Here is an 18922-nt window from a genome sequence, read left to right on the forward strand (position 1 = left end):
AATTTGAAACCAGCTGTAAAAACCAGACCACCCACAGGGGTAGGCAATCCAGTCAATTCAACCAATCAATAAAACAATCGGTATCAACAAACTTGGCACACTATTGAGTTCTCAAACAACAGACACACCCAGCACCACCACAACACAAAACCCGTCATGGATCGCTCCGGAGCAACTTTTCAAACTTACCCGACTGTCCGGCCCGATGCAAATCCGTGTTTCAGGATCTTTATCGGTGGAAGGTCGTCCCCACCCTCTTCGGAAGCGCCCTAAAGCCCTGCCAGAATTTGGTTTATATTTTGGGGGTTTGGCCGCCCGCGGTAACCAGCTCTTCGCTGTCTCCCTCGCGGCGACTTAGAAAACAATACACCCCCTCCGGCGCCTCCGCAAATCCCCCTCCCGGCAGGTCCTGCACCCCTGGATTCCGGGGCAGAACGGGACATCCGCGCCCTCGGCGGCCCATCCGTTGCCTTACTTCCTTAATGTGTCCTGCAACACCCTGCAGCGACAGGCTCAAAGATCGGGGACAGGCTCAATCACCGGGAGGCTTAAACAGCAGAAGGGCCGGCAACCATAAGGTTGCCGGCCCTTCTCAAGCAGCTGGTATCAGCGGGGCTGGATTACCAGGAAGACTTGGTGATGCCCGGGAGTTCGCCCTTGTGGGCCATGTCGCGGAAGCGGACACGGGAGATGCCGAACTTCTGGAAGGTACCGCGGGGACGGCCGTCGATGATGTCGCGGTTACGCAGACGGATCGGGGACGCGTTGCGGGGCAGCTTCTGCAGGCCCAGGCGGGCTGCTTCGCGTGCTTCGTCGGTTGCGTTTTCGTCAACCAGGGTCTTCTTCAGCTCGAGGCGCTTTGCAGCGTAACGCTCTACGATGACCTTGCGCTGCTCGTTGCGAGCAATCTTGGACTTCTTAGCCATGTTTAGCGCTCCTCTCGGAATTCGACGTGCTGGCGGATCTTGGGGTCGTACTTCTTCAGAACCATGCGGTCCGGATCGTTACGACGGTTCTTGCGGGTTACGTAGGTGTAACCCGTGCCCGCGGTCGACTTGAGCTTGATGATCGGACGTACGTCCTTGTCCTTAGCCACTAGAGCTTCACCCCACGAGCGAGAATGTCGGCGACGACAACGTCGATGCCGCGTACGTCGATGGTCTTGATGCCCTTTGCAGAAACCTGCAGCGTGACATTACGGCGCAGGGACGGAACCCAGTAGCGCTTCTTCTGAATGTTCGGATCGAACCGACGCTTGTTGCGGCGGTGCGAGTGCGAAATGCTGTGCCCAAAGCCCGGCTCGGCCCCGGTCACTTGGCAGTGTGCTGCCATGACTTCTCCTCAAGAATTGAAAGTAATGATCCGCATATCGGCTGCTGGACCATGCTGCTAAGGGCGACCCAAAAGTGAAGAAGGGCAACGGTTAGTCACGCAACTTGAGCCCCTAACTACCGGCCGCCCTGGAGAAATTACCGGGCAACCGGAGCAATTGCGCACGCTCCGCGCACTTAGCGCCTACCAAGTCTACGAGTTCACGCAATTAAAGACCAATCCGGCGCTTGAGGGTGTATAAGCATCCCGCCGTCATGGTTCCACAGTCATAGCAAATGCAGGCGCCTTTTCACAGCTGAATGAAAGCTTCCGCGAGCATCTTTGAAGCATGAAGACGCAGCTCCTGCCGGCATCCCCGGCCTCCAGCGGCTCCCGCCAACCGGATCGTCCGCGGGCATCCCGCGGGACCGCAGCCCTGTTCGCTGCCCAGCACCGGCGGCGGATGCTCCGGGCGGACCTCCTCACGGTGGTCGCCTGGGCCTCGGTTGCCGCCGCCGTCGCCCTTTGGCTGTCCGACGGCGGTGCTGCCGCCATCAATTCCCCCGCTTCCGCCTTTACCGCGGCCGGAATCGTCGCGGGCCTGGCCGGCATGGACCTGGTCCTTTTGATGCTGCTGTTGGCAGCCCGGATTCCGCTGGTGGACCGGACCATCGGGCACGACCGCGCCCTTGAATTCCACCGGAAACTTGGCAAACCGTCCCTCTACCTGCTCCTGGCTCACGGCCTCCTGATAGCCGTTGGGTACGGGATGGCTGAGGGGCTTGATCCGATCAGCGAGTCGATCGCCCTGTGGGTGCTGGTGCCGGACATGTGGCTGGCGTTCGTGTCGATGGCCCTGTTCCTTGCCGTGGTGATCACCTCGCTGGTGGCGGTCCGGCGGCGCTTCCCCTACGAGTTCTGGTACGCGGTGCACCTGCTGACGTATGCCGCCGTCGGCACTTCCCTCCCCCACCAGTTCAGCGTGGGCGGGCTCTTCGCCGAAGGAACATGGCAGCGGTGGTACTGGCTGGCCATCTGCACTTTCACCGGCGCGGCGCTGCTCTACTTCAGGGTGGCCCAGCCGCTGGTGGCCACGTCGCGGCACCGCCTGACGGTGAGCAAGGTGGAAAGGGTCGCCGCCGGCGTGGTCAGCATCGAGATGACCGGCCTTCAGCTGGGACGGCTGGCCGGTACCGGTGGCAGGTTTTTTGTGTGGCGGTTCCTCGCCCCCGGCCTGTGGTGGCATTCGCATCCGTTCAGCCTGTCCGCCGAGCCCCTTGTGTGGAGTGCCGACGGCGGGGGCCGGCTTCGGATCACGGTCCGGAACCTTGGCAGGGGCTCGGCACAGCTGGCCAGGCTCAGGCCGGGCACCAAAGTGATGGTGGCAGGACCCTACGGGGTGTTCAGCACTGCCGCCCGTTCGCGGGACAAGGTGGTGATGATTGGCGCCGGCATCGGCATCACCCCCTTGCGGGCCTTGCTGGAACGCACGCCCTTCGCCCCTGGCGACGCCACGGTCATCCTGCGCGGGCACACGGAGCAGGAACTGTACCTCGGCAGCGAGATCATCGATATCTGCCGGCAGCGGGGTGTCCGGCTCTTCCATGCCACCGGGCCCCGCAGCAGGGGGGATTCCGCCAGCTGGTTGCCCGAGGATGCAGTGCGGAGCGGCTACAGCCTGGCCTCATATGCGCCTGACCTGGCCGCATCAGACATCTACATCTGCGGCCCCTCGGCGTGGGCCGCCAACGTCATCGCCGATGCCCGTGCCGCGGGTGTCCGTCCCGAACAGATCCATCACGAAAGGTTTGACTGGTGAAAGCACGAGGAGCAGTTTCCGCAGCCCTTGCCTCGGCCGGCATCCTGTTGGCCGGGTGGCAGGCCGGCACCCAGGTCCCTGGGGTCAACGCCACAACCATCACGACGACGGCGGCAGGTTCCGCCGGCGCCGGCGCGGGCACCACGGGCAGCAGCTCCGGGGCGGCGTCGGGAAGCAGCTCCGGCGGGACCGGCAGTTCCGCCGGCGGCACGGGATCCACCGGGTCTTCCGCCACGGGGTCCACAGGGTCCTCCGGAACCGGAGCCACCGGATCTTCGGGCACCGGCTCCTCAGGCACGTCGGGTTCTGAAAGCGCTGCGTCCGGCACCTACACGGGGACTGCAGTTTCCACCAGGTTCGGCGCCGTCCAAGTCCAGGTCACCGTCAGCGCAGGCAAAATCACAGACATAACAGCACTCTCGCTGACCGACACCGACCGCAAGTCGATCCAGATCAGCAACCGCGCCGCGCCCCTGCTGCGCACGGAAGTGCTCGCCGCCCAATCCGCCAGCGTCAAGATCATCAGCGGCGCCACCGTCACCAGCAACGCCTACCTCACGTCCCTCCAGGCAGCCCTCGATGCCGCGAACCTCTGACGCAGCTGCTTCAAATGAACAGCCTGCGCGGCTCAAGGCCCGGACCTTCAGCTGCATGGGCACGGTGATCAGCCTGACCATTCCGGCGGGGAAGGTTCCAGCCCCGGCCTCGTCAAACGGGCTGGGCCCGGGAGGGCACCCCGCTGACGATGAGCTGGCAGCCGCTGCCGCCGTCGTCGAACGCACGTTCCGGGACCTGGACCAGACGTTCAGCCTGTACCGGCAGGATTCGGAAGCCAGCGCCCTGGCGCGCGGGGAGCTCACGCTGCGGGAGGCCTCCGCCGTGACACGCGCCCTCTTTGCCGAAGCGCTGGAATGGCGGCTGCGCACCGAGGGCGCCTTCACCCCGGAAAGGGCCGACGGCGTCCTGGACCTGTCCGGCATCGTCAAGGGCCACGCGATCCGGGAAGCCGGCACCTCACTGCGGGCGCTGGGCTTATCTGACTGGTGCCTGAATGCCGGCGGGGACGTGCTGGTCAGCGGATCGCCGGGACCCGGAGGCGGGGATCCCTGGCACGCCGGCATCGTGGATCCAGCTGACCGCGGCTCCCTGCTCGCAGGCTGCGACTTGGGTCAAGGACGACGGTGGCGCGCGGCTTTGGCCACGTCAGGTTCCGCCGAGCGGGGAGACCATATTTGGTCAGCGTCCGCTGCAGCGCCCGACTTTGTGCAGGTATCGGTGCTGGCGGATGACATTGTCACCGCGGACGTGCTGGCTACAGCGATCTACGCTGGCGGGGTGCCGATGCTGAACCGCGCCACCGATGGCTGGGACGTCGAGGTCCTCGCGGTCAGGGCCGGCGGCCGGCTGCTGGCAACGCCCGGATTCAGGGCTGAAGCCGCGTGAGCTGCGGATATTTCGGCTGCAGTCCGTCGCCGGAGGACTTTCCGGTGACCCTGCGGACAACCCACGGCCCGGCATATTCGCGGAACCAGCGGGCGTTGGCGCGGAGGGCGTCCAGTCCGCTGAGTTCGGGAACGGGGGTCATGGGCGGGACGTCGATCGAGTGGTCATGTTCCAGGACGTCCAGCACCCGCCTGGCCATGTTGGCGTGCCCGGCCGCGGACATGTGCATGCGGTCCTGCGCCCACATTCCCCAGTCGTAGTACTCGCTGAAGCGCCAGTAGTCCACCAGCAAGGCGCCGTGGTCACCGGCGATGCCGCGGACCAGTTCGTTGTAGATGGCGGTCCGCCCGCGCATGGTGCTGAACACCTTCGAGCCGCGCGCGTCGAAGCCTGTAAACATGACCACGGCGGCACCGGTGGCACGCAGCCTGGCGATGGCGTCGTCGTACTCCACCAGGAGGTCGTCAATGTCGATCCGGGGCCGGAGGATGTCGTTGGCGCCCGCGTAAATGCTCACCAGGGTGGGATTGAGTTCGACGGCGGCGTCCACCTGCTCAGCCAGGATCCGCCGCAGTTTCCTGCCGCGGATGGCGAGGTTTGCGTAACCGAAGCCGGGATCGGCGGCGCCAAGCTGCTCGGCCACGCGGTCTGCCCAGCCTCGGACGCCGTTGGGGCGGGCGGGATCGTCGTCCCCCACGCCCTCAGTGAAGGAGTCACCGAGGGCTACGAAGCGGGTTGTGAAATCCATTTGGCCAGTTTGCCATCCGTTGCTGCGGGCAACCAAGTTCAGTACTGTTCCCCCGCCTTGCCGGCTATGCGCCCGGTGTTTCGCGCAGAATCCAGTGTTCCGCGTCCAGCCTGCCCACTACTTTCTCGCCAATCCGGGCCAGGTCAAGGACGTCCTGCTCGCTGAGGGCATCAAGGAACAGATCCCGCACTGTCTCAACGTGGCCGGGCGCGAGGCCCACGATGGTGGCCATGCCTTCTTCCGTGAGGTGGGCCGTTGTGACGCGGGCATCGTAGGGGTGCGGCCGGCGTTCCACCCATCCCCGTTTCTGCAGCTTGGTCACCACATGCGAAAGCCGAGACAGGCTCGCACTGCTGCGGGCTGCGAGCTCGCTCATCGGCAGGAAACGCCCTTCCGCCTCCGAGAGCATCGCCAGGACCGTGTAATCGAAAAGGGACAGCTTCCCCGCCGCGTGGAGCTTTGTATCGAGGGCCGCCGGCAGCAGCGTGTTGATACTCACCAGGGCAAGCCAGGCACGGCGTTCGTCGGCGTTGAGCCAGCGGGGTTCGGTCATGACCTCATTCTACGGTGGTTGATCCTTCAAGTAGCGCCGTGGCCGGCCGGTAGGCTGGTCGCATGTATGTTGTCTCACTGAGCTACCGGGTTCCGCAGGACATCGTGGACTTCCACAACGACGCGCACATCGCCTGGCTGCAGAAGGCGTTCGACGACGGCGTGTTCATTGCCGCCGGACGCAAGGTTCCCCGGACAGGCGGCTTGCTGCTCTCCCGGGCCGACCGCGCAACCCTTGACGCCAGCCTGGCGCAGGACCCGTTTTACACGAACGGGGTTGCTGACTTCGAAGTAGTGGAGTTCCACGCCGGCAGGGTGGCCGCTGGTTTCGAGAACCTCCTGGACAGCCCGCCCAGCGCTTAGAGTGTGGGCCCGCGGCCGGCATGCTCCCGGGCCAGCTTCTTCAGCCCGCCTTTGCGGGGCACCTTGACCGGCTCGGGCCAGCGTGGGGTGAGCGTGTCACCCAGGGTGATGCCCCGCAGTTTGCGCTCGAACAGCGGCAGGACCCAGTCATGAACCCAGCGCCGCTGGTGGCGTTCCCACTCCCGGAGGCTGAGCCTTGCCGGCGGCTCCCAATCCTTGGGCCTGATTTTGTGGGGGACGCCCAACTGGTCCAGCACCTGTCCCGCCAGGTATTTGTGCCCGGCTTTGGACATGTGCAGCCGGTCCGAATCCCACATGCGCCGGTCATGGAAGGCGTCCAGGCACCAGTAATCCACGAGGACCGCGCCGTACTTTTCGGCAATGGCCCTGACCCGGTCGTTGTAGATGGTGTTGCGTTTCTTCAGCGGCTCGAGCAGGGCTGAAACCTTGACATCAAAGCCCGTGAAAAGCACCAGGGTGGCACCCGTCCCGGCAAGTTGGGCCACCAGCTTTTCGTAGTCGGCCATGAGGGCTGCCATGTCCGTCTTTATATCCAGGATGTCGTTGCCGCCGGCGTAGAGCGTCACGAGGGTGGGCCGAATCGCCAGCGCAGGTTCCAGTTGTTCACCGATAACGTGCCGGAGCCGCTTGCTCCTGATCGCCAGGTTCGCATACCGCCAGCCGGGCTGCGCCTTCGCCAGCTTCTCGGCCACCCGGTCGGCCCAGCCCCGGACGCCATTGGGCAACCGCTCGTCCCGATCCCCCACACCCTCGGTAAAAGAGTCCCCCAAAGCGACAAAAACCCGCCGCCCGGACTCAGGAAGCAAAGGTTCGCGCACCACAGCCCCCAACCTAACGGCCCAAGGAAAAGCCAGAACGACGCCGGGATGAACAGGAGATGAGCGGGGATCCGGGGTCAGGCGACCACAAGTGAGCGGGCGTTGCAGAAAAAGCCGCAGGAGATGATGGGGGGTTTCGTAGGCGGCGGGCTTAGCCCTCGGCTTTGCCTTGGCGCCAGTAGCCCATGAACGCAACCTGTTTCCGGTCGATCCCGACGTCGCGGACGAGGTACCGGCGCATGTCCTTGATGACGGCGGCTTCGCCGGCGATCCAGGCGTAGAAGGGCATGGCACCAGAGGGCATGTCGGGGTTTTTGGTGGCCTGGATTTCGGCGGTTTCCATGCGGGTGGGGGTCTCCCAGAGGATGTCCACGTCCACGTTGACGTCCTCGGGCTCAGGGCCCGCGCCGCCGTCGGCCGCCTTGATGCCCACCCAGCCGGGCACGGGTACGGCTTTGCGCACGGCTTCCCGGAGCAGTTCGCCGTGCGGGCGGGACCGGCCGATGGAGGCGCCGCGGGCAAGCCATGTGATTTCGACGTCGGCGGGTGAGGTGAGTTCGAGGAAGTCGCCGGCTTCGGGGACTTCCAGGAAGGCGTGGCCGGTCATGTAGTGGGGCAGGCTTTCCAGGATGGCGGAGATGGCCGGGATGGCGGTTTCGTCGCCGGCGAGCAGGACGCGCTGGGCCAGCCCGGGCCGCCATTCGATGCCGGAGTAGATTTCGGCCGTGAAGCAGTGCGCGGCGCGGTTGTTGGGGCCGATGATGGTGATGGCGTCGCCCGGCTTGGCATTGAGGGCCCAGTTTGCGGCAGGTCCCGGTTTTGTCTGGGCATGCCCAGGTTCGTCGAAATGCATCACGAAGTCCACGTCGATCTCGGGGTACACCTCGTCCAGCCGGGCCTGCCGGACGGTGTAGGTGCGCATGGACCCTTTCACGGCGGGGTCCATGGCCAGCCATTCGCGGTACCAGCCGGCCTCGGCCATTTCGAAGACCGGAAGCGGTATTTCGGTGCCATCCTCGGCCAGCGACGGGATCATGAGCTTGATGCGGAGGTCCAGGGTGTCGCCGCGTACACCGAAGTCGCGCAGGCAGTAACCACCGAAGGTGATCCTTCGGAAATTCGGGCTCAGTTCCTGCACGGAGGACACCGTGACCTCAAACGCCAGGGTCATCGGCTCTGTGGTTGCGGAGACAGAATCGCGGATGGTCATGAAACGAGCTCCAGTTCAGCGGGGATGTGGTGACGGCCAATGGGAATGATCAAGGGTGTTCCGGACACAGGGTCTGGAATGACGCGGGATTCGAGGTTGAAGACGTCGCGGACCAGGCTTTCGGTGACCACTTCCTGCGGCGCTCCGACCGCCACCACGGCGCCGGCTTTCATGGCGATGACGTTGTCCGCGTAGCGGGCGGCGAGGTTGAGGTCGTGCATGACGATGGCGACGGTGGTGCCGCGCCGCCGGTTAAGGTCCGTCACCAGGTCCAGGACTTCCACCTGGTGCGCCAGGTCCAGGTACGTGGTGGGCTCGTCCAGGAGCAGCACCTCCGTTTCCTGCGCCAAGGCCATGGCGATCCATACCCGCTGCCGCTGCCCGCCGGACAGCTCATCGACGTTCCGCTCGGCGAGGGCCAGCGTTTCGGTGGCTTCCAGCGCGCGTTGCACGGCGGCGTCGTCCTTCCCGCTCCAGCTCCGGAAGAGTCCCTGGTGCGGGTAGCGGCCCCGGCCCACCAGGTCGCGCACCTTGATGCCGTCCGGCGCGGTGGGGTGCTGCGGGAGCAGGCCGAGGGTGCGGGCAAGTTCACGGGCGGGGCGCGAGTGGATGTCCTTGCCGTCCAGGGTCACTGCACCGGTGGCGGGTTTGAGCAGCCGGGACAGGCCGCGCAGCAGAGTGGACTTACCGCAGGCGTTGGCGCCCACGATCATGGTCACCTTGCCCTCCGGAATCTCGGCGCTGAGGCCGTCCACCACGCAACGCTGAGCGTATTTCAGCGTAAGGTCCTTGGCTTTCAGAACTGCCACGTCAGGCATCCTTTCGGTTGGCCGTGACCAGGAGCCACAGCAGGAAGGGGGCACCGAGCGCACCGGTGATCACACCCACCGGCAAAACGGTGCCGTCCAGCAGCAGGGGGGCAAGATTCGCGGCGACGTAATCAGCGGCGAGGACAATGGCGGCTCCCACACAGGCCGACGCCGGGAGGCTGGCTGTGCCGGTGAAGCGCCGCGCGATGGGCCCGGACAGGAAGGCGACGAACGAGACCGGCCCGGCCGCCGCCGTCGCCACTGCCGCCAGCGAGACCGCGATGACCACCAGAACGAGCCGGGTGGCACCCACTTTGATGCCCAGTCCGGCGGCGGCGTCGGGGCCAAGCTCGAGGATGCGCAGGGGGCCTGCAAGGGCGGCCACCGCGGGGATGAGGACAACAAGGGCGAGGGCAAGGACGCCGGCGCGGTCCCAGTTGGCGGAGTTCAGGGAGCCGTTAAGCCAGACGAGGGCGTCGGCAGCCGTGCGGATGTCGGCGCGGGTCATCAGGAAGTTGACCACGGCCTGCAGTGCCGCCGCGATCCCGACGCCAGCCAGGATGAGCCGGTTGCCGGCGGCATCGCCCCGGCCGGTTCCGCGCAGGCCGCTGCTGGAGATGGCGTAGATAATGGCCGCGACGCCGAGTGCGCCGCCCAGGGCTGCCCCGGAAACGGCAGCGCCGGAGGCGCCGAACACCACGATGGCCACCACGGCGGCTGCACTGGCGCCATAGCTGATGCCGATGACGTCGGGGCTGGCCAGCGGGTTGCGGAGCATGGTCTGGAAGAGGGCGCCGGCCAGGCCGAACGCGAGGCCGATCATGGTGCCGATAACCGCCCGCGGCAGTTTGTTCTCCATCACGATGAAGCTGGCACCGGGAATCTTCTCACCGCCTGTCAGGTGCGCGACGAGGATTTTGAAGAAGTCGGGGATGGTCACGGTGTAGCTGCCCAGGAGAACAGACACGGCAAAGAGGACCACGACGGCGGCAACCAGGAGGGCGGTCCGGTTCAGGACCGGCCCACCCCGGCGCCGCCCTGTCAGTTTTGGTCCCCTTGGCCCGGTTTGGGCAGCGTCAAGTGATAAGTCAACGGAGGATTTGGCGAGTGTCACAGCCCGGCTCCCTTACCGCGGCGGATCAGCCAGACGAAGACCGGCGCGCCCACCAGGGCCGTCATGATGCCCGCCGGGACTTCGCCGGGAAGGAGCACCACGCGGCCAATGACGTCGGCGCCCAGGAGCAGCGCGGGGGCCAGGACCATGGAGAACGGCAGGATCCAGCGGTAGTCGGGGCCGGTGAGGAAGCGGACGGCATGGGGAACGACCAGGCCAACGAAAGCGATGGGACCGGCCAGTGCAGTGGCCGAACCACACAGCAGCACGATGCCCAGGGCGGTGATGGCCCGGACCAGTCCCACGCGCTGGCCGAGGCCGCGGGCAATGTCGTCACCCAGGGCCAGGCTGTTGAGGATGCGGCCGGTCAGCAGCACGATGGCTGCGCCGGCGGCCAGGAACGGAAGTCCGGACAGCACCACGGACCAGTCACGCCCTGCGATTCCACCCACCTGCCAGAAGCGGAACCGGTCCAGGGTGTCCTGGCTTGAGACCAGGATGACGTTCATCAGCGAATACAGGCCGGCACTGAGCGCCGCACCGGCCAGGGCGAGCTTCACGGGAGTTGCGCCGTCCCGGCCCAGCGAAGCGACGAGGTACACCACGACGGCGGCGGCCGCGGCGCCGAGGAAGGCAAACCAGATGTACCCGGATAGTGAGCCGACGCCAAAGACGTAAATGCCGGTCACCACTGCCAGGGCAGCGCCGGCGTTGACGCCCATGATGCCGGGATCGGCGAGCGGGTTGCGGGCTACACCCTGCATGGCGGCGCCTGCCAGGCCCAGGGCGGCGCCTGCCAGCAGGCCAAGGACCGTCCGCGGGATGCGGGCGTGCACCACGGCGTGGTCGCCGTTGGCGGGATCGAATGCGGTGAGGGCCTGCCAGACCGTGTCCAGCGGAAGGCCGCGTGCCCCGACGGTAAGGGAAGCCCCTGCCAACAGCGCGAGTACAACGACGGCGGCGAGCAGCCAGGCGGCCCGCGTGCCCAGGGAACGGCCGCCGCGGAACCGGGCATGGGCTGCCTGTCCCGGCACGGAGGTGCCTGGAATCTGCGGTTGATGGGCCGCCGTCGCCGTACTCTGCGTCATGGAACCGGAACTACTTCACAGCGTCCGCTGCGGTGGCCAGCTGCGGCAGGAACGTGTCCAGCGCCCACGGCAGGCTCAGCGGGGAGGAAGCGGAAATCGCCAGCACCAGGCTCTTGTTCGCGTCCGCTACGAAGCCGCCGTTCTTGACGGCCGGGATCTGGCCGAGCAGGGGATCGTTCTTGATGGCGTCTGCCTCGCCGGCGTCCTCGACCGAGGTGAGGAAGATGTCCGAATCGAGCTCGTTCACCTTTTCCGCGGACCACGGGACGAAGAATTCCTTCGACCCCGCGGAAGCCTGCTCAGCCACCGGCGCGAGCTTCATTCCGATGGAGGACAGGAACTTGGGCCGGTTGTCATTGGCCGTGTAGATGCCGGTCTGGGTGGGGTCCGACGGAAGGGCGTAGCCGTAGATGAAGGACTTGCCGGCGATCTGCGGGTACTTGGCAGCCTCTTCCTTGACGGTGGCCTCGGTATCCGAAATCAGCTTGGTTGCCTCGGCGTCCTTGCCCAGAGCCTTGCCGATGATGGTGGTGGCATCCTGCCAGGAGGTGCCGTACGCCAGTTCGGGGTGGGCCACCACGGGGGCGATCTCGCTGAGCTTCTTGTAGTCCTCTTCGGTGAGGCCGGAGTACGCGGCGAGGATGACGTCCGGGGTGAGCTTGGCGATCTCGGTGAAGTTGATGCCGTCTGCCTCGGAGTACTGCACCGGCGCCTTCTCAGAGCCGAAGCCTGCGCCGAGGTCCTTCAGCGCTGCGTCCTTCCAAGGTGTTGAGCCCTGGTCGTTGCCGCCCCATTCGTTCTTGGGGACCCCCACCGGCACAACGCCGAGGGCAATGGCGACGTCGTCATTGACCCAGGAGACGGTGGCCACGCGCGTGGGCTGCTTCTCGATGGTGGTCTTGCCGAAGGCATGGTCGATGGTGACCGGGAACTGCGCGCTGCTGGAGCTGGAGGCGGTGGAGACCGAGCCGGACGTGGCGGGACCCGTGGAACAGGCGGAGAGCGTGAGCGCCGCTGCGGCCAGGACGGCCGTTGCCTTGCCGGCGGATTTGAACAGGGTGCGCCGGGTGGTGTTGGGCCCGGGGAAGAGGGGGGAAGTCACGGAACTCCTTAAGTGGCTGAAGCGAACTTAAGTAAGGCTAGCCTACCCTCGCGGCCATTACGCAACGCTTTCGTAACTTAATCCATTCCGTGACGAAGGACACCGGTATGTATGCGCCTGCCAAACAGCAATGCGGGGTCAGCTTCGGCCCAACTCGGTGTCTACTGGGCGGACTCTGACCCCGCGTTGCGGTCCTGGGACACTAGCGCAGAACGATGTCCACCGGGTTGGCTTCGGAGCGCCAGGCGCCCTCCTGGCCCGGCCGGGGCTTGATGACCGGCGCCGTCAGCACGCCCGAACGGTTGGTGCGCCTGTCGCGGAGGATCTCGGTGACCGAGCCCAGGTGCCGGGAGAGGTCGATGACGTTCTCCGGGGCAGCGAGCAGCAGCTGGAACCCGAATTCGTGCAGCGCCTTGATCCCCGCGCCCGCGAATTCCTCCGAGGCCAGCACAAAGGCTTCGTCCATCATCACGGTTCCGTAGGTGGTGAAGCCCTGCTCTGCGATGCCGAGCTGGTAGCTCAGGGCGGCGGCCATGATGAAGGCGGTGAAGCGCTGCCGCTCGCCGCCGGACATGGATCCGGTGTCCGCGTGCATAAAGACCTCGGTCTTCTTCGCCCCCCGCGGTCCGGCCACCTCGCGGTGTTCCTTGCACTGGATGAACAGGTGCCCGCGCACGTCGAGCACCTCGGCCCGCCAGCGCCGGTCCTCCGGAGTTTGCGAACCCAGCCTCTTCACCAGGGTTTCGAGGGACTTGTAGCGGGCGGTGAGCTCGGCGTCCTCGTCCCGTTCCGCGCTTCCGCCGTCGGTCCGGGCTCCATCGGCCCTGGCGGGCCGGGCATGCCGGGCCTTGAGGGCGTTCTGGATGGCGTCCTTGAACTGCTTGGCCGTAGGCGGCAGGGTCTGCTTGATGTCCAGTTCCAGGAAGCTGCCTTCGTGGAAGTTGACCTGGGACAGGATGCCGTTCAGCGGCAGGATGCGGCTGGTAATGGAGCGGCGTTCCTCGTCGAGCAGGTGCAGCAGCGTGCTGAAGGATTCGTGCGTGCGCTGGTTGAAGAACTGCCGGAATTCGGCCTCCTGCGCGGGCAGGCCGTCGCTGACGATCGCGTGGTAGCGCGTCTCGAACTCACTTGCGGCGCCGATCGTGGTGCCGTGGTCCGCCGAAATGGCGCTCCCCCACTCGCGCACGAAGCCCTCGAAGATCCGGGTAAGCCGCTCGGCGGTGGCCTGCCCCCGGGACTCCGCGGTGTGCAGCTCGCCCAGGAGCGCGGTCCGCACGCGGTTGGCCAGGTTGTCCAGCTCGTGCATCTCGGTGACGTCGCCGAAGTCCGCAAAGTACGGTTCCAGCGCAGCAACCGTGGCGTCCGACGGCGGAGCCTGGGTCAGCCGCTCGCGCGCGGCTTCCAGCAGGACATCAGCCGCAGTCAGCTGCCGGTCCAGCGCCTTGTATTCGCTCTGCAGGACGGCGGCAGCCTCAGTGCTGGATTGGTGCTTCTGCCGCACGCCCTCGATGGTGGCGCGGAGCGGCTCCAGGTCCGCCTGCGCGGCCAGGGCATCTTTCAGCCGCTGCTCGATCCGGGCAAGCTCCTCGGCCGCGACTGCCGCAGAAACCTGTTCCCAGGGACGGTGGTCCTCTGCGATCCGGCGCAGCGCATCAAGCTGCCGGCTCATGCCCTGGTGCGAATCCTCACGGCTCTGCGCCAGCTCGGCCGCTTTGGCTACTTCCTGCCGAAGGTCCTCCACCTGGCCCGCCACAAGTTCCAGCTTCGCGGCGTTGTCGAACCCGAGGACGTAATCCTGCCGGCTGGTGAACCGGTCGTCCTTCTCCACGGTGTGGCGGTTGCGCTTCACCACGCCGCCCAGGCTAAGCCCGCGGTCCAGCCGCGCGAGCTCGTCCGGGCTTTCCACGCAGGGGTAGGCGAAGTCCAGGGCGATGCGCTCACGGACCCACGCCCCGGCTTCGGCCGCGACGCCCGTGGTGAGGATGTCCAGCTTGGTCAGCAGGTCGCCGTCGTGCACGTCCTCCAGGGCCAGTGCGCCGCCTGCGAGGGGCTTGGAAACGTCCACCGCCCGCAGGGCGCCGCGCACGTTGTGGTCGTTGAGGTAGCGGGTCACAGCGCCGAAATGCTCGCCCGGGACCAGCAAGGTGGTAGCGAGGTTCCGGAGCGCCCGCTCAGCGGCGGACCGCCATTTCTCCTCCCCCTCGGCGAGGTCCATGAGCTCGCCGGCAAAGGGCATCCGGTCCTCCGGGATGCCGGTGGCGGCCGCGATGGCCGCGCGGTTTTCAATGCTCGACGGCGGCAGCAGCGATTTGCGCGTCTTCAGCGACACGAGCTCCTGCTCAGCCGCGGCCAGCTCCCGCTTCTTGGTCGCGTGGGCGTCGAAGGCTTCAAAGCGCAGTTCCTGCAGCGCCTGGGAGTCATCCTGGAGTTCAGCGGACCGGTTGGCCGCCTGCTCGTGCGCCTGCTCCCAGCCGTCTTCGGTCCACTCAAGCTGCAGGCCGGCATCGGCCAACGCCTGGCGGGCCGCTTCCTCCACCTGCTGGCGGAGCTTCAGTCCCACCCGCGCATTCTCCAGCGACTGCTCGATGGCGGAGATGGCGTTACCGCCCTGGTTGTTGTAATCGGTCTCCAGCTGGCGCAGTTCCTTGGCCAGGCTGTCCCTGACGCTTCGCTCGGCACCGAGCTCCTTGGCCTTCGCCTGCGCCAGTTCCTTGAAGCGCACCAAGGTTTTCTGGTGGACCGTGACGGCCAGTTTCTGCTTGTAAGCCTCAAATTCCTCGCCCGCCAGGTCCCGCAGCCGGTTCGCGTCCAGGAGCGACTGCGCGTACTCCCGGTTCAGCCCGGGAACCGGGGCCAGCTGGTCCCGCTGCTGCCGGACATCCTCCAGCCGCTGCCGGATGGACATCAGGTTGCTGAACTCCTCCACCACGTCGTCCGCGGCCGCCAGCGTGGCCGGGGCGTCCAGGACCTGGTCGCGGAAGAACGTATTGACGCTGCCGCCGAGGCCCTTGCCTGCCTGGATCACCCGCAGGAGCGGCAGGGCCTGGTCCGAGTTGATGCCCAGCAGCCTGCGGAAGCGCTCCGCGAAGGCCTTGTGCACATCGAAGACCTGCGCGTCCGGGAAGATCGTCTCCAGGGCGGCCTTGGTAAAGCGCTTGTCCGCGATCCCTTCCAGCGCCTCGAGGTCCAGCGGCGCATGATCAATCAAGTAAAACCTGCCCACGCTGGACTCCGTACCGTTCTTCGGCAGGTCGAACAGCGCTGAGATTGTCACCCGGGTGCCCGCGGCATTGTCAAACGTCAGTGCGACGGCGGACCACGTGGCACCCGGCCGCTGGAAGGCACTCGCCGAGCCCTCGCCCACCGCCTTGTCGCCCACCTTGCCGCGCATGTACGTGAACGTGGTGCGCTTGTCCTCCACGGCGCCGCCCGACCGCTGCGCAGCCGCCTCGTTGGACCTCGGCCGGGCATCGAAAACCCGCAGCATGGCATCAAACAGGGTCGATTTGCCCACACCCGAGTTGCCCGTCAGCAAGGTTCCGCTCCGGTCCACATGCATAGTGTGGGCCCCGTGGAACGTGCCCCAGTTCACCACCTGCACCAGAGCAAGGCGCATCTGGCCAGGGTTTGCCACGTCGCCGATCGGCAACATGCTTGCGATGCTCACTTGGTGCCCTCTTCAGTTTCGGTGGTTCCGTTCGACTCCGCAGCCGATGCCCCTGGAGGTACCTCACCTTCGGCGTCGTCGTCCTCCGCGGGTGTCTCCTCTATGTCGAGCATCGCCTCTGTACCTGTGGGGTCGGTGGTGGCCGCTGCCAGGGCCTCGATGTGGGCGGGGATGTCGCCGATGTTTTCAAACGGGAGGGCCAGGGGCAGGGCGTTGGAGATGGTGTAGACGTCATCCAGGCCGGTGGGAAGGAGGAGCTGGCGGGCCAGGAGCTTGGTGATGGCCCGGTTCACCACGTCCGAGTCCCGGAGTGCGTCCTGCTGGCCCGCCGGCTGGTAGTGCGTGACAAGGTCCGCGATTTCCTCGCGGGTGATGGTGGGATCCGTCTGGGCGGTGACATGCCGGTCCAGGAGCAGGCGCATCCGCAGCAGCACGATGGTCTCCACCCGGCTCAGCGCACGCTGCTGCCGGAGGATGCTGGAACGGGCACTGCCGCCAATGGCGTCCGGATCGACCGGGCGCAGCACGGCAATCTTCCTTTCATGGTCCAGCTGCATGGTGAGGAACAACTCGGACAGACGACTGCGCAGAATCACCTGGTGGTCCACCAGGACCGTCCAAAGCTTTTCGTCCCGCCCGCCGTCCACGTACGGGCCCTTGAGGAGTTTCACCAGCGCCTGCCGCACCTTCATGGACAGCACACCCGTATCACCGGGGAAGAGGGCGGCACCGTCCACAAACGTGTCGCGGGGAGTTACCGAAAAGGGGTCCGGCCGGGTCTCAACGGGCTCAGGGGCTTCGACGGGCTCAGCCACCGTATCGGTGGCGGGCTGAACCTCCGGGGCGGCCGTCGTCGTAATCTCTTCAGTCATCGTCAATCCTTCGGGAGGGTGACCAGCGGCAGGTAGGCCCTGCGCGTGGTGCCGTCGATCTGTTCGAAGTCCAGGGTGTCCACGGCCCCGGTGTTGAAGGCCGCGCCTTCGTGCAGGGCGTGCGAGAGGAGCGCACGGATGGTGTTGATGTGCTGTTCCTCCGGCGGCAGCTGCTCCCAGGCCTCGGACAGGGTGGACGCGCCGGCCATGGCGGAGCGCACCACCTTCGGGCTCGCTTTGCGGGTCCTCGGCGAGCGCACACGGTCGGAGTCGCTGAAGGCGATGGGATCGGCCAGTTTGGGCGGGGCCGCGAACTCGTCGGGATCGAAGAGCTTCACCATGGACAGCGACTCGAAGCCCGCGTTGAAGAGGACGGGTCCCGGCACGAGGCCGGGGCGTTCCCGTTCATACGGAAGCGACCGGATGGCCTGCTCCGCCTCGCGCAGGACCTGCCGGAGCCGGACCGACTGGCGGAAGTCGTCACTCTGGACGTACGTGTTGAGGCTTTCGCTGAGCTTTCCGTAGATCCGCTGGATCTGGCTGTGCTGCTGGCGGAGTTCCGCCACGAGGTTCTTCAGGGTTTCCCGGTCCTCAGGCGAAAGGTCATCCGCGAACTGCCGGCTGAGGACTTCCCCGATGGCCGACCGGAACCTCAGCTGCTGCTGGGGATCCTCCAGGAATGCGGTGAAGGAACGGAAGGTCCGGCCTTCCGGGCTCTGGCGGAGCCGCTTGTCCGCTTCCAGTACCTGGGCCATGGTGGCGCCCTTAGTCAGGGACTCGTCGATGATCTGGTTGCGCAGCCCGCCCACCAGTTCCTCGATCCGGTCACGCATCTTCTTGTAATCCGCTGGCAGGCTGGCGGCGAGGTCCAGGATGTTCCCGGCAGCCTCCACGGCCTCGTCATCATCGAGCAGGCCGTCGAATTCGCCGGTGCTGATGTCCTGGATCAGCTGCTGGCGCTCCTCGATCTCGTCTTCCAGAGCCTCGAGGCGGGCGCTCTGGTCCGGGTTGGTCTCGTTGGCGAGCTTCTCCACATCCCCAAGCAGCGTCCCCAGCCTGGACCCGTTGAGGGTGGACCGCTCGCTGGAAAGGCTGTCCAGGAACGCGAGCACGCGGGCCGCCGGTTCGGTGACCTCGTACACGATCTGGCCGGACTGGTTCCGGCGCGTCAGGAACTGGCGCCGCGTCCACTCGTCACCGAAGGCCTTCCCGTTGGCGCCGCCGCCCAGCCCGGGGTCCTGCCGGCGGAGCTCCTCAAGGAAGGAGTCGACGTCGGCATGGAACTCCTCGAGCGGCAGCTGCGGCCGGGTGCGGGTAAAGGATGCCTGCAACACCGCGATCACCCACGGCGCCGAGCGCGTCAGGGCCCAGGCAGGTCCTTTGGTGAGGAGTTCGAGGTCCCGAAGCCGGGCGCTGATGGCGTCAGCGGATGACCTGGCGGAGCGGGGCACACACTCTCCTTGGACTGTTTCGGGGGCTGGGCAGGGGCACGGACGTCAAAAGTGCCAACTACAAGGTTAACGCAGGCGCCCGCAACCGGTCCGTGACCTACTTCGCCGTAGTGTTTCGATCCAATATCAAGAGCCTTCGGAGCCCGCCCGGGCTCTGGTTCGGCAGGCTGTCTCCCCCTACGCTCGTGCTACTGACTTCAGGCCAAGCAACGTAGCAGCAGGGGGATTCATGCAGTTCGATCTAAGCTCGGTGGAAACCGCAACTTTGGTCTTCATCGGCACGCTCGTCTTCGGCCTTGTGTTGGCCGCGTTTGTCCTGGTGGCCGGACTGGTGGCACTGGTGCTGCTGGGCGCGGGAAAGCTCAGTTGGACAGTGGTTTCCAGGACACTCCTCGCAACGGTCCATGGCATCAACGCCGGCTGGGACCGGCTGGTAAACCACGCCGCCGCCCTGGACCCCGGCGGGGACTTCCAGGCGCAGCCATCCCCTAGCACCGGAACCTACCCGCGGGTAATCTTGAGAGACAGCTGAAG

Annotated in this window: 19 protein-coding genes; 5 read left to right on the forward strand and 14 right to left on the reverse strand. The window is 66.2% G+C overall.

Features of this window, described 5'->3' with window-relative positions:
• Positions 1-620: 620 nt before the first annotated feature.
• Genes rpsN through rpmB form a run of 3 tightly spaced genes read right to left on the reverse strand, consistent with a single transcriptional unit; the run spans position 621 to position 1332 of the window.
• Positions 621-926 (reverse strand): 30S ribosomal protein S14, encoded by a 306-nt coding sequence (gene rpsN, locus BACI348_RS00005; RefSeq protein ID WP_009358853.1) that lies wholly within the window; start codon positions 924-926, stop codon positions 621-623.
• A gap of 2 nt (positions 927-928) precedes the next feature.
• Positions 929-1096: a 50S ribosomal protein L33 gene (gene rpmG, locus BACI348_RS00010; protein WP_013602737.1), complete on the reverse strand. Its 168-nt coding sequence runs from the start codon at positions 1094-1096 to the stop codon at positions 929-931.
• On the reverse strand, positions 1096-1332 hold the full coding sequence (gene rpmB, locus BACI348_RS00015; protein WP_003798559.1) for a 50S ribosomal protein L28: 237 nt from the start codon (positions 1330-1332) through the stop codon (positions 1096-1098). Before rpmB ends, rpmG begins: the two co-directional genes overlap by 1 nt.
• Positions 1333-1660: 328 nt before the next feature.
• On the opposite strand from rpmB, the gene BACI348_RS00020 reads away from it, so the two are divergent.
• Genes BACI348_RS00020 through BACI348_RS00030 form a run of 3 tightly spaced genes read left to right on the forward strand, consistent with a single transcriptional unit; the run spans position 1661 to position 4573 of the window.
• Positions 1661-3130 (forward strand): ferredoxin reductase family protein, encoded by a 1470-nt coding sequence (locus BACI348_RS00020; RefSeq protein ID WP_159823377.1) that lies wholly within the window; start codon positions 1661-1663, stop codon positions 3128-3130.
• Positions 3127-3726: an FMN-binding protein gene (locus BACI348_RS00025; protein ID WP_159823378.1), complete on the forward strand. Its 600-nt coding sequence runs from the start codon at positions 3127-3129 to the stop codon at positions 3724-3726. The genes BACI348_RS00020 and BACI348_RS00025 overlap by 4 nt, the downstream gene beginning before the upstream one ends.
• On the forward strand, positions 3710-4573 hold the full coding sequence (locus BACI348_RS00030) for an FAD:protein FMN transferase (protein WP_442858476.1): 864 nt from the start codon (positions 3710-3712) through the stop codon (positions 4571-4573). Before BACI348_RS00025 ends, BACI348_RS00030 begins: the two co-directional genes overlap by 17 nt.
• On the opposite strand, the gene BACI348_RS00035 is transcribed toward BACI348_RS00030, so the two are convergent.
• Both BACI348_RS00035 and BACI348_RS00040 read right to left on the reverse strand, forming a co-directional pair.
• Complete coding sequence (locus tag BACI348_RS00035) at positions 4554-5321, reverse strand: SGNH/GDSL hydrolase family protein (RefSeq protein WP_159823379.1); 768 nt, start codon at positions 5319-5321, stop codon at positions 4554-4556. The two genes, BACI348_RS00030 and BACI348_RS00035, sit on opposite strands and share 20 nt — an antisense overlap.
• A 64-nt stretch (positions 5322-5385) precedes the next feature.
• Positions 5386-5874, reverse strand: coding sequence for a MarR family winged helix-turn-helix transcriptional regulator (locus BACI348_RS00040; protein ID WP_159823380.1), 489 nt, complete (start codon positions 5872-5874; stop codon positions 5386-5388).
• Between the two features lie 62 nt (positions 5875-5936).
• Here BACI348_RS00040 and BACI348_RS00045 point away from each other — a divergent pair, with 62 nt between their 5' ends.
• Positions 5937-6236, forward strand: coding sequence for a YciI family protein (locus BACI348_RS00045; protein ID WP_159823381.1), 300 nt, complete (start codon positions 5937-5939; stop codon positions 6234-6236).
• On the opposite strand, the gene BACI348_RS00050 is transcribed toward BACI348_RS00045, so the two are convergent.
• The 9 genes from BACI348_RS00050 to BACI348_RS00090 form a co-directional block, all read right to left on the reverse strand.
• Positions 6233-7078, reverse strand: coding sequence for an SGNH/GDSL hydrolase family protein (locus BACI348_RS00050; RefSeq protein ID WP_159823382.1), 846 nt, complete (start codon positions 7076-7078; stop codon positions 6233-6235). The two genes, BACI348_RS00045 and BACI348_RS00050, sit on opposite strands and share 4 nt — an antisense overlap.
• A gap of 148 nt (positions 7079-7226) precedes the next feature.
• On the reverse strand, positions 7227-8285 hold the full coding sequence (locus BACI348_RS00055; protein ID WP_159823383.1) for a siderophore-interacting protein: 1059 nt from the start codon (positions 8283-8285) through the stop codon (positions 7227-7229).
• Positions 8282-9094: an ABC transporter ATP-binding protein gene (locus tag BACI348_RS00060; protein WP_236557309.1), complete on the reverse strand. Its 813-nt coding sequence runs from the start codon at positions 9092-9094 to the stop codon at positions 8282-8284. The genes BACI348_RS00055 and BACI348_RS00060 overlap by 4 nt, the downstream gene beginning before the upstream one ends.
• A 1-nt stretch (position 9095) precedes the next feature.
• Positions 9096-10208, reverse strand: a complete 1113-nt coding sequence (locus BACI348_RS00065) for a FecCD family ABC transporter permease (RefSeq protein ID WP_159823385.1) — start codon at positions 10206-10208, stop codon at positions 9096-9098.
• A complete protein-coding gene (locus BACI348_RS00070; protein ID WP_159823386.1) occupies positions 10205-11296 on the reverse strand; it encodes a FecCD family ABC transporter permease in 1092 nt (363 codons plus the stop codon). Before BACI348_RS00070 ends, BACI348_RS00065 begins: the two co-directional genes overlap by 4 nt.
• A 10-nt stretch (positions 11297-11306) precedes the next feature.
• Entirely contained in the window at positions 11307-12398 is a 1092-nt protein-coding gene (locus BACI348_RS00075) for an iron-siderophore ABC transporter substrate-binding protein (RefSeq protein ID WP_159823387.1), read from the reverse strand.
• Positions 12399-12600: 202 nt separating this feature from the next.
• Positions 12601-16065 (reverse strand): ATP-binding protein, encoded by a 3465-nt coding sequence (locus BACI348_RS00080; protein ID WP_159823388.1) that lies wholly within the window; start codon positions 16063-16065, stop codon positions 12601-12603.
• Positions 16062-16937: a DUF4194 domain-containing protein gene (locus BACI348_RS00085; protein ID WP_159823389.1), complete on the reverse strand. Its 876-nt coding sequence runs from the start codon at positions 16935-16937 to the stop codon at positions 16062-16064. The genes BACI348_RS00080 and BACI348_RS00085 overlap by 4 nt, the downstream gene beginning before the upstream one ends.
• Before the next feature lie 2 nt (positions 16938-16939).
• Complete coding sequence (locus tag BACI348_RS00090) at positions 16940-18388, reverse strand: DUF3375 domain-containing protein (protein WP_159823390.1); 1449 nt, start codon at positions 18386-18388, stop codon at positions 16940-16942.
• A 229-nt stretch (positions 18389-18617) separates the two neighbouring features.
• On the opposite strand from BACI348_RS00090, the gene BACI348_RS00095 reads away from it, so the two are divergent.
• Positions 18618-18920 carry a hypothetical protein gene (locus BACI348_RS00095; protein ID WP_159823391.1) on the forward strand — a complete coding sequence of 101 codons (303 nt, stop codon included), beginning with the start codon at positions 18618-18620 and terminating at the stop codon, positions 18918-18920.
• Positions 18921-18922 lie beyond the last annotated feature (2 nt).

The sequence above is a fragment of the Arthrobacter sp. 9AX genome (assembly GCF_902506095.1).
GTDB lineage: Bacteria > Actinomycetota > Actinomycetes > Actinomycetales > Micrococcaceae > Arthrobacter.

What these genes read in the sequence shown, in the direction of transcription:
- BACI348_RS00020 (WP_159823377.1), top strand. Translation starts at nt 1,661, where the DNA reads ATGAAGACGCAGCTCCTGCCGGCATCCCCGGCCTCCAGCGGCTCCCGC.
- BACI348_RS00055 (WP_159823383.1), bottom strand. Translation starts at nt 8,285, where the DNA reads ATGACCATCCGCGATTCTGTCTCCGCAACCACAGAGCCGATGACCCTG.
- BACI348_RS00045 (WP_159823381.1), top strand. Translation starts at nt 5,937, where the DNA reads ATGTATGTTGTCTCACTGAGCTACCGGGTTCCGCAGGACATCGTGGAC.
- BACI348_RS00030 (WP_442858476.1), top strand. Translation starts at nt 3,710, where the DNA reads ATGCCGCGAACCTCTGACGCAGCTGCTTCAAATGAACAGCCTGCGCGG.
- BACI348_RS00085 (WP_159823389.1), bottom strand. Translation starts at nt 16,937, where the DNA reads ATGACTGAAGAGATTACGACGACGGCCGCCCCGGAGGTTCAGCCCGCC.
- rpmB (WP_003798559.1), bottom strand. Translation starts at nt 1,332, where the DNA reads ATGGCAGCACACTGCCAAGTGACCGGGGCCGAGCCGGGCTTTGGGCAC.
- BACI348_RS00070 (WP_159823386.1), bottom strand. Translation starts at nt 11,296, where the DNA reads ATGACGCAGAGTACGGCGACGGCGGCCCATCAACCGCAGATTCCAGGC.
- BACI348_RS00035 (WP_159823379.1), bottom strand. Translation starts at nt 5,321, where the DNA reads ATGGATTTCACAACCCGCTTCGTAGCCCTCGGTGACTCCTTCACTGAG.
- rpsN (WP_009358853.1), bottom strand. Translation starts at nt 926, where the DNA reads ATGGCTAAGAAGTCCAAGATTGCTCGCAACGAGCAGCGCAAGGTCATC.
- BACI348_RS00095 (WP_159823391.1), top strand. Translation starts at nt 18,618, where the DNA reads ATGCAGTTCGATCTAAGCTCGGTGGAAACCGCAACTTTGGTCTTCATC.
- BACI348_RS00040 (WP_159823380.1), bottom strand. Translation starts at nt 5,874, where the DNA reads ATGACCGAACCCCGCTGGCTCAACGCCGACGAACGCCGTGCCTGGCTT.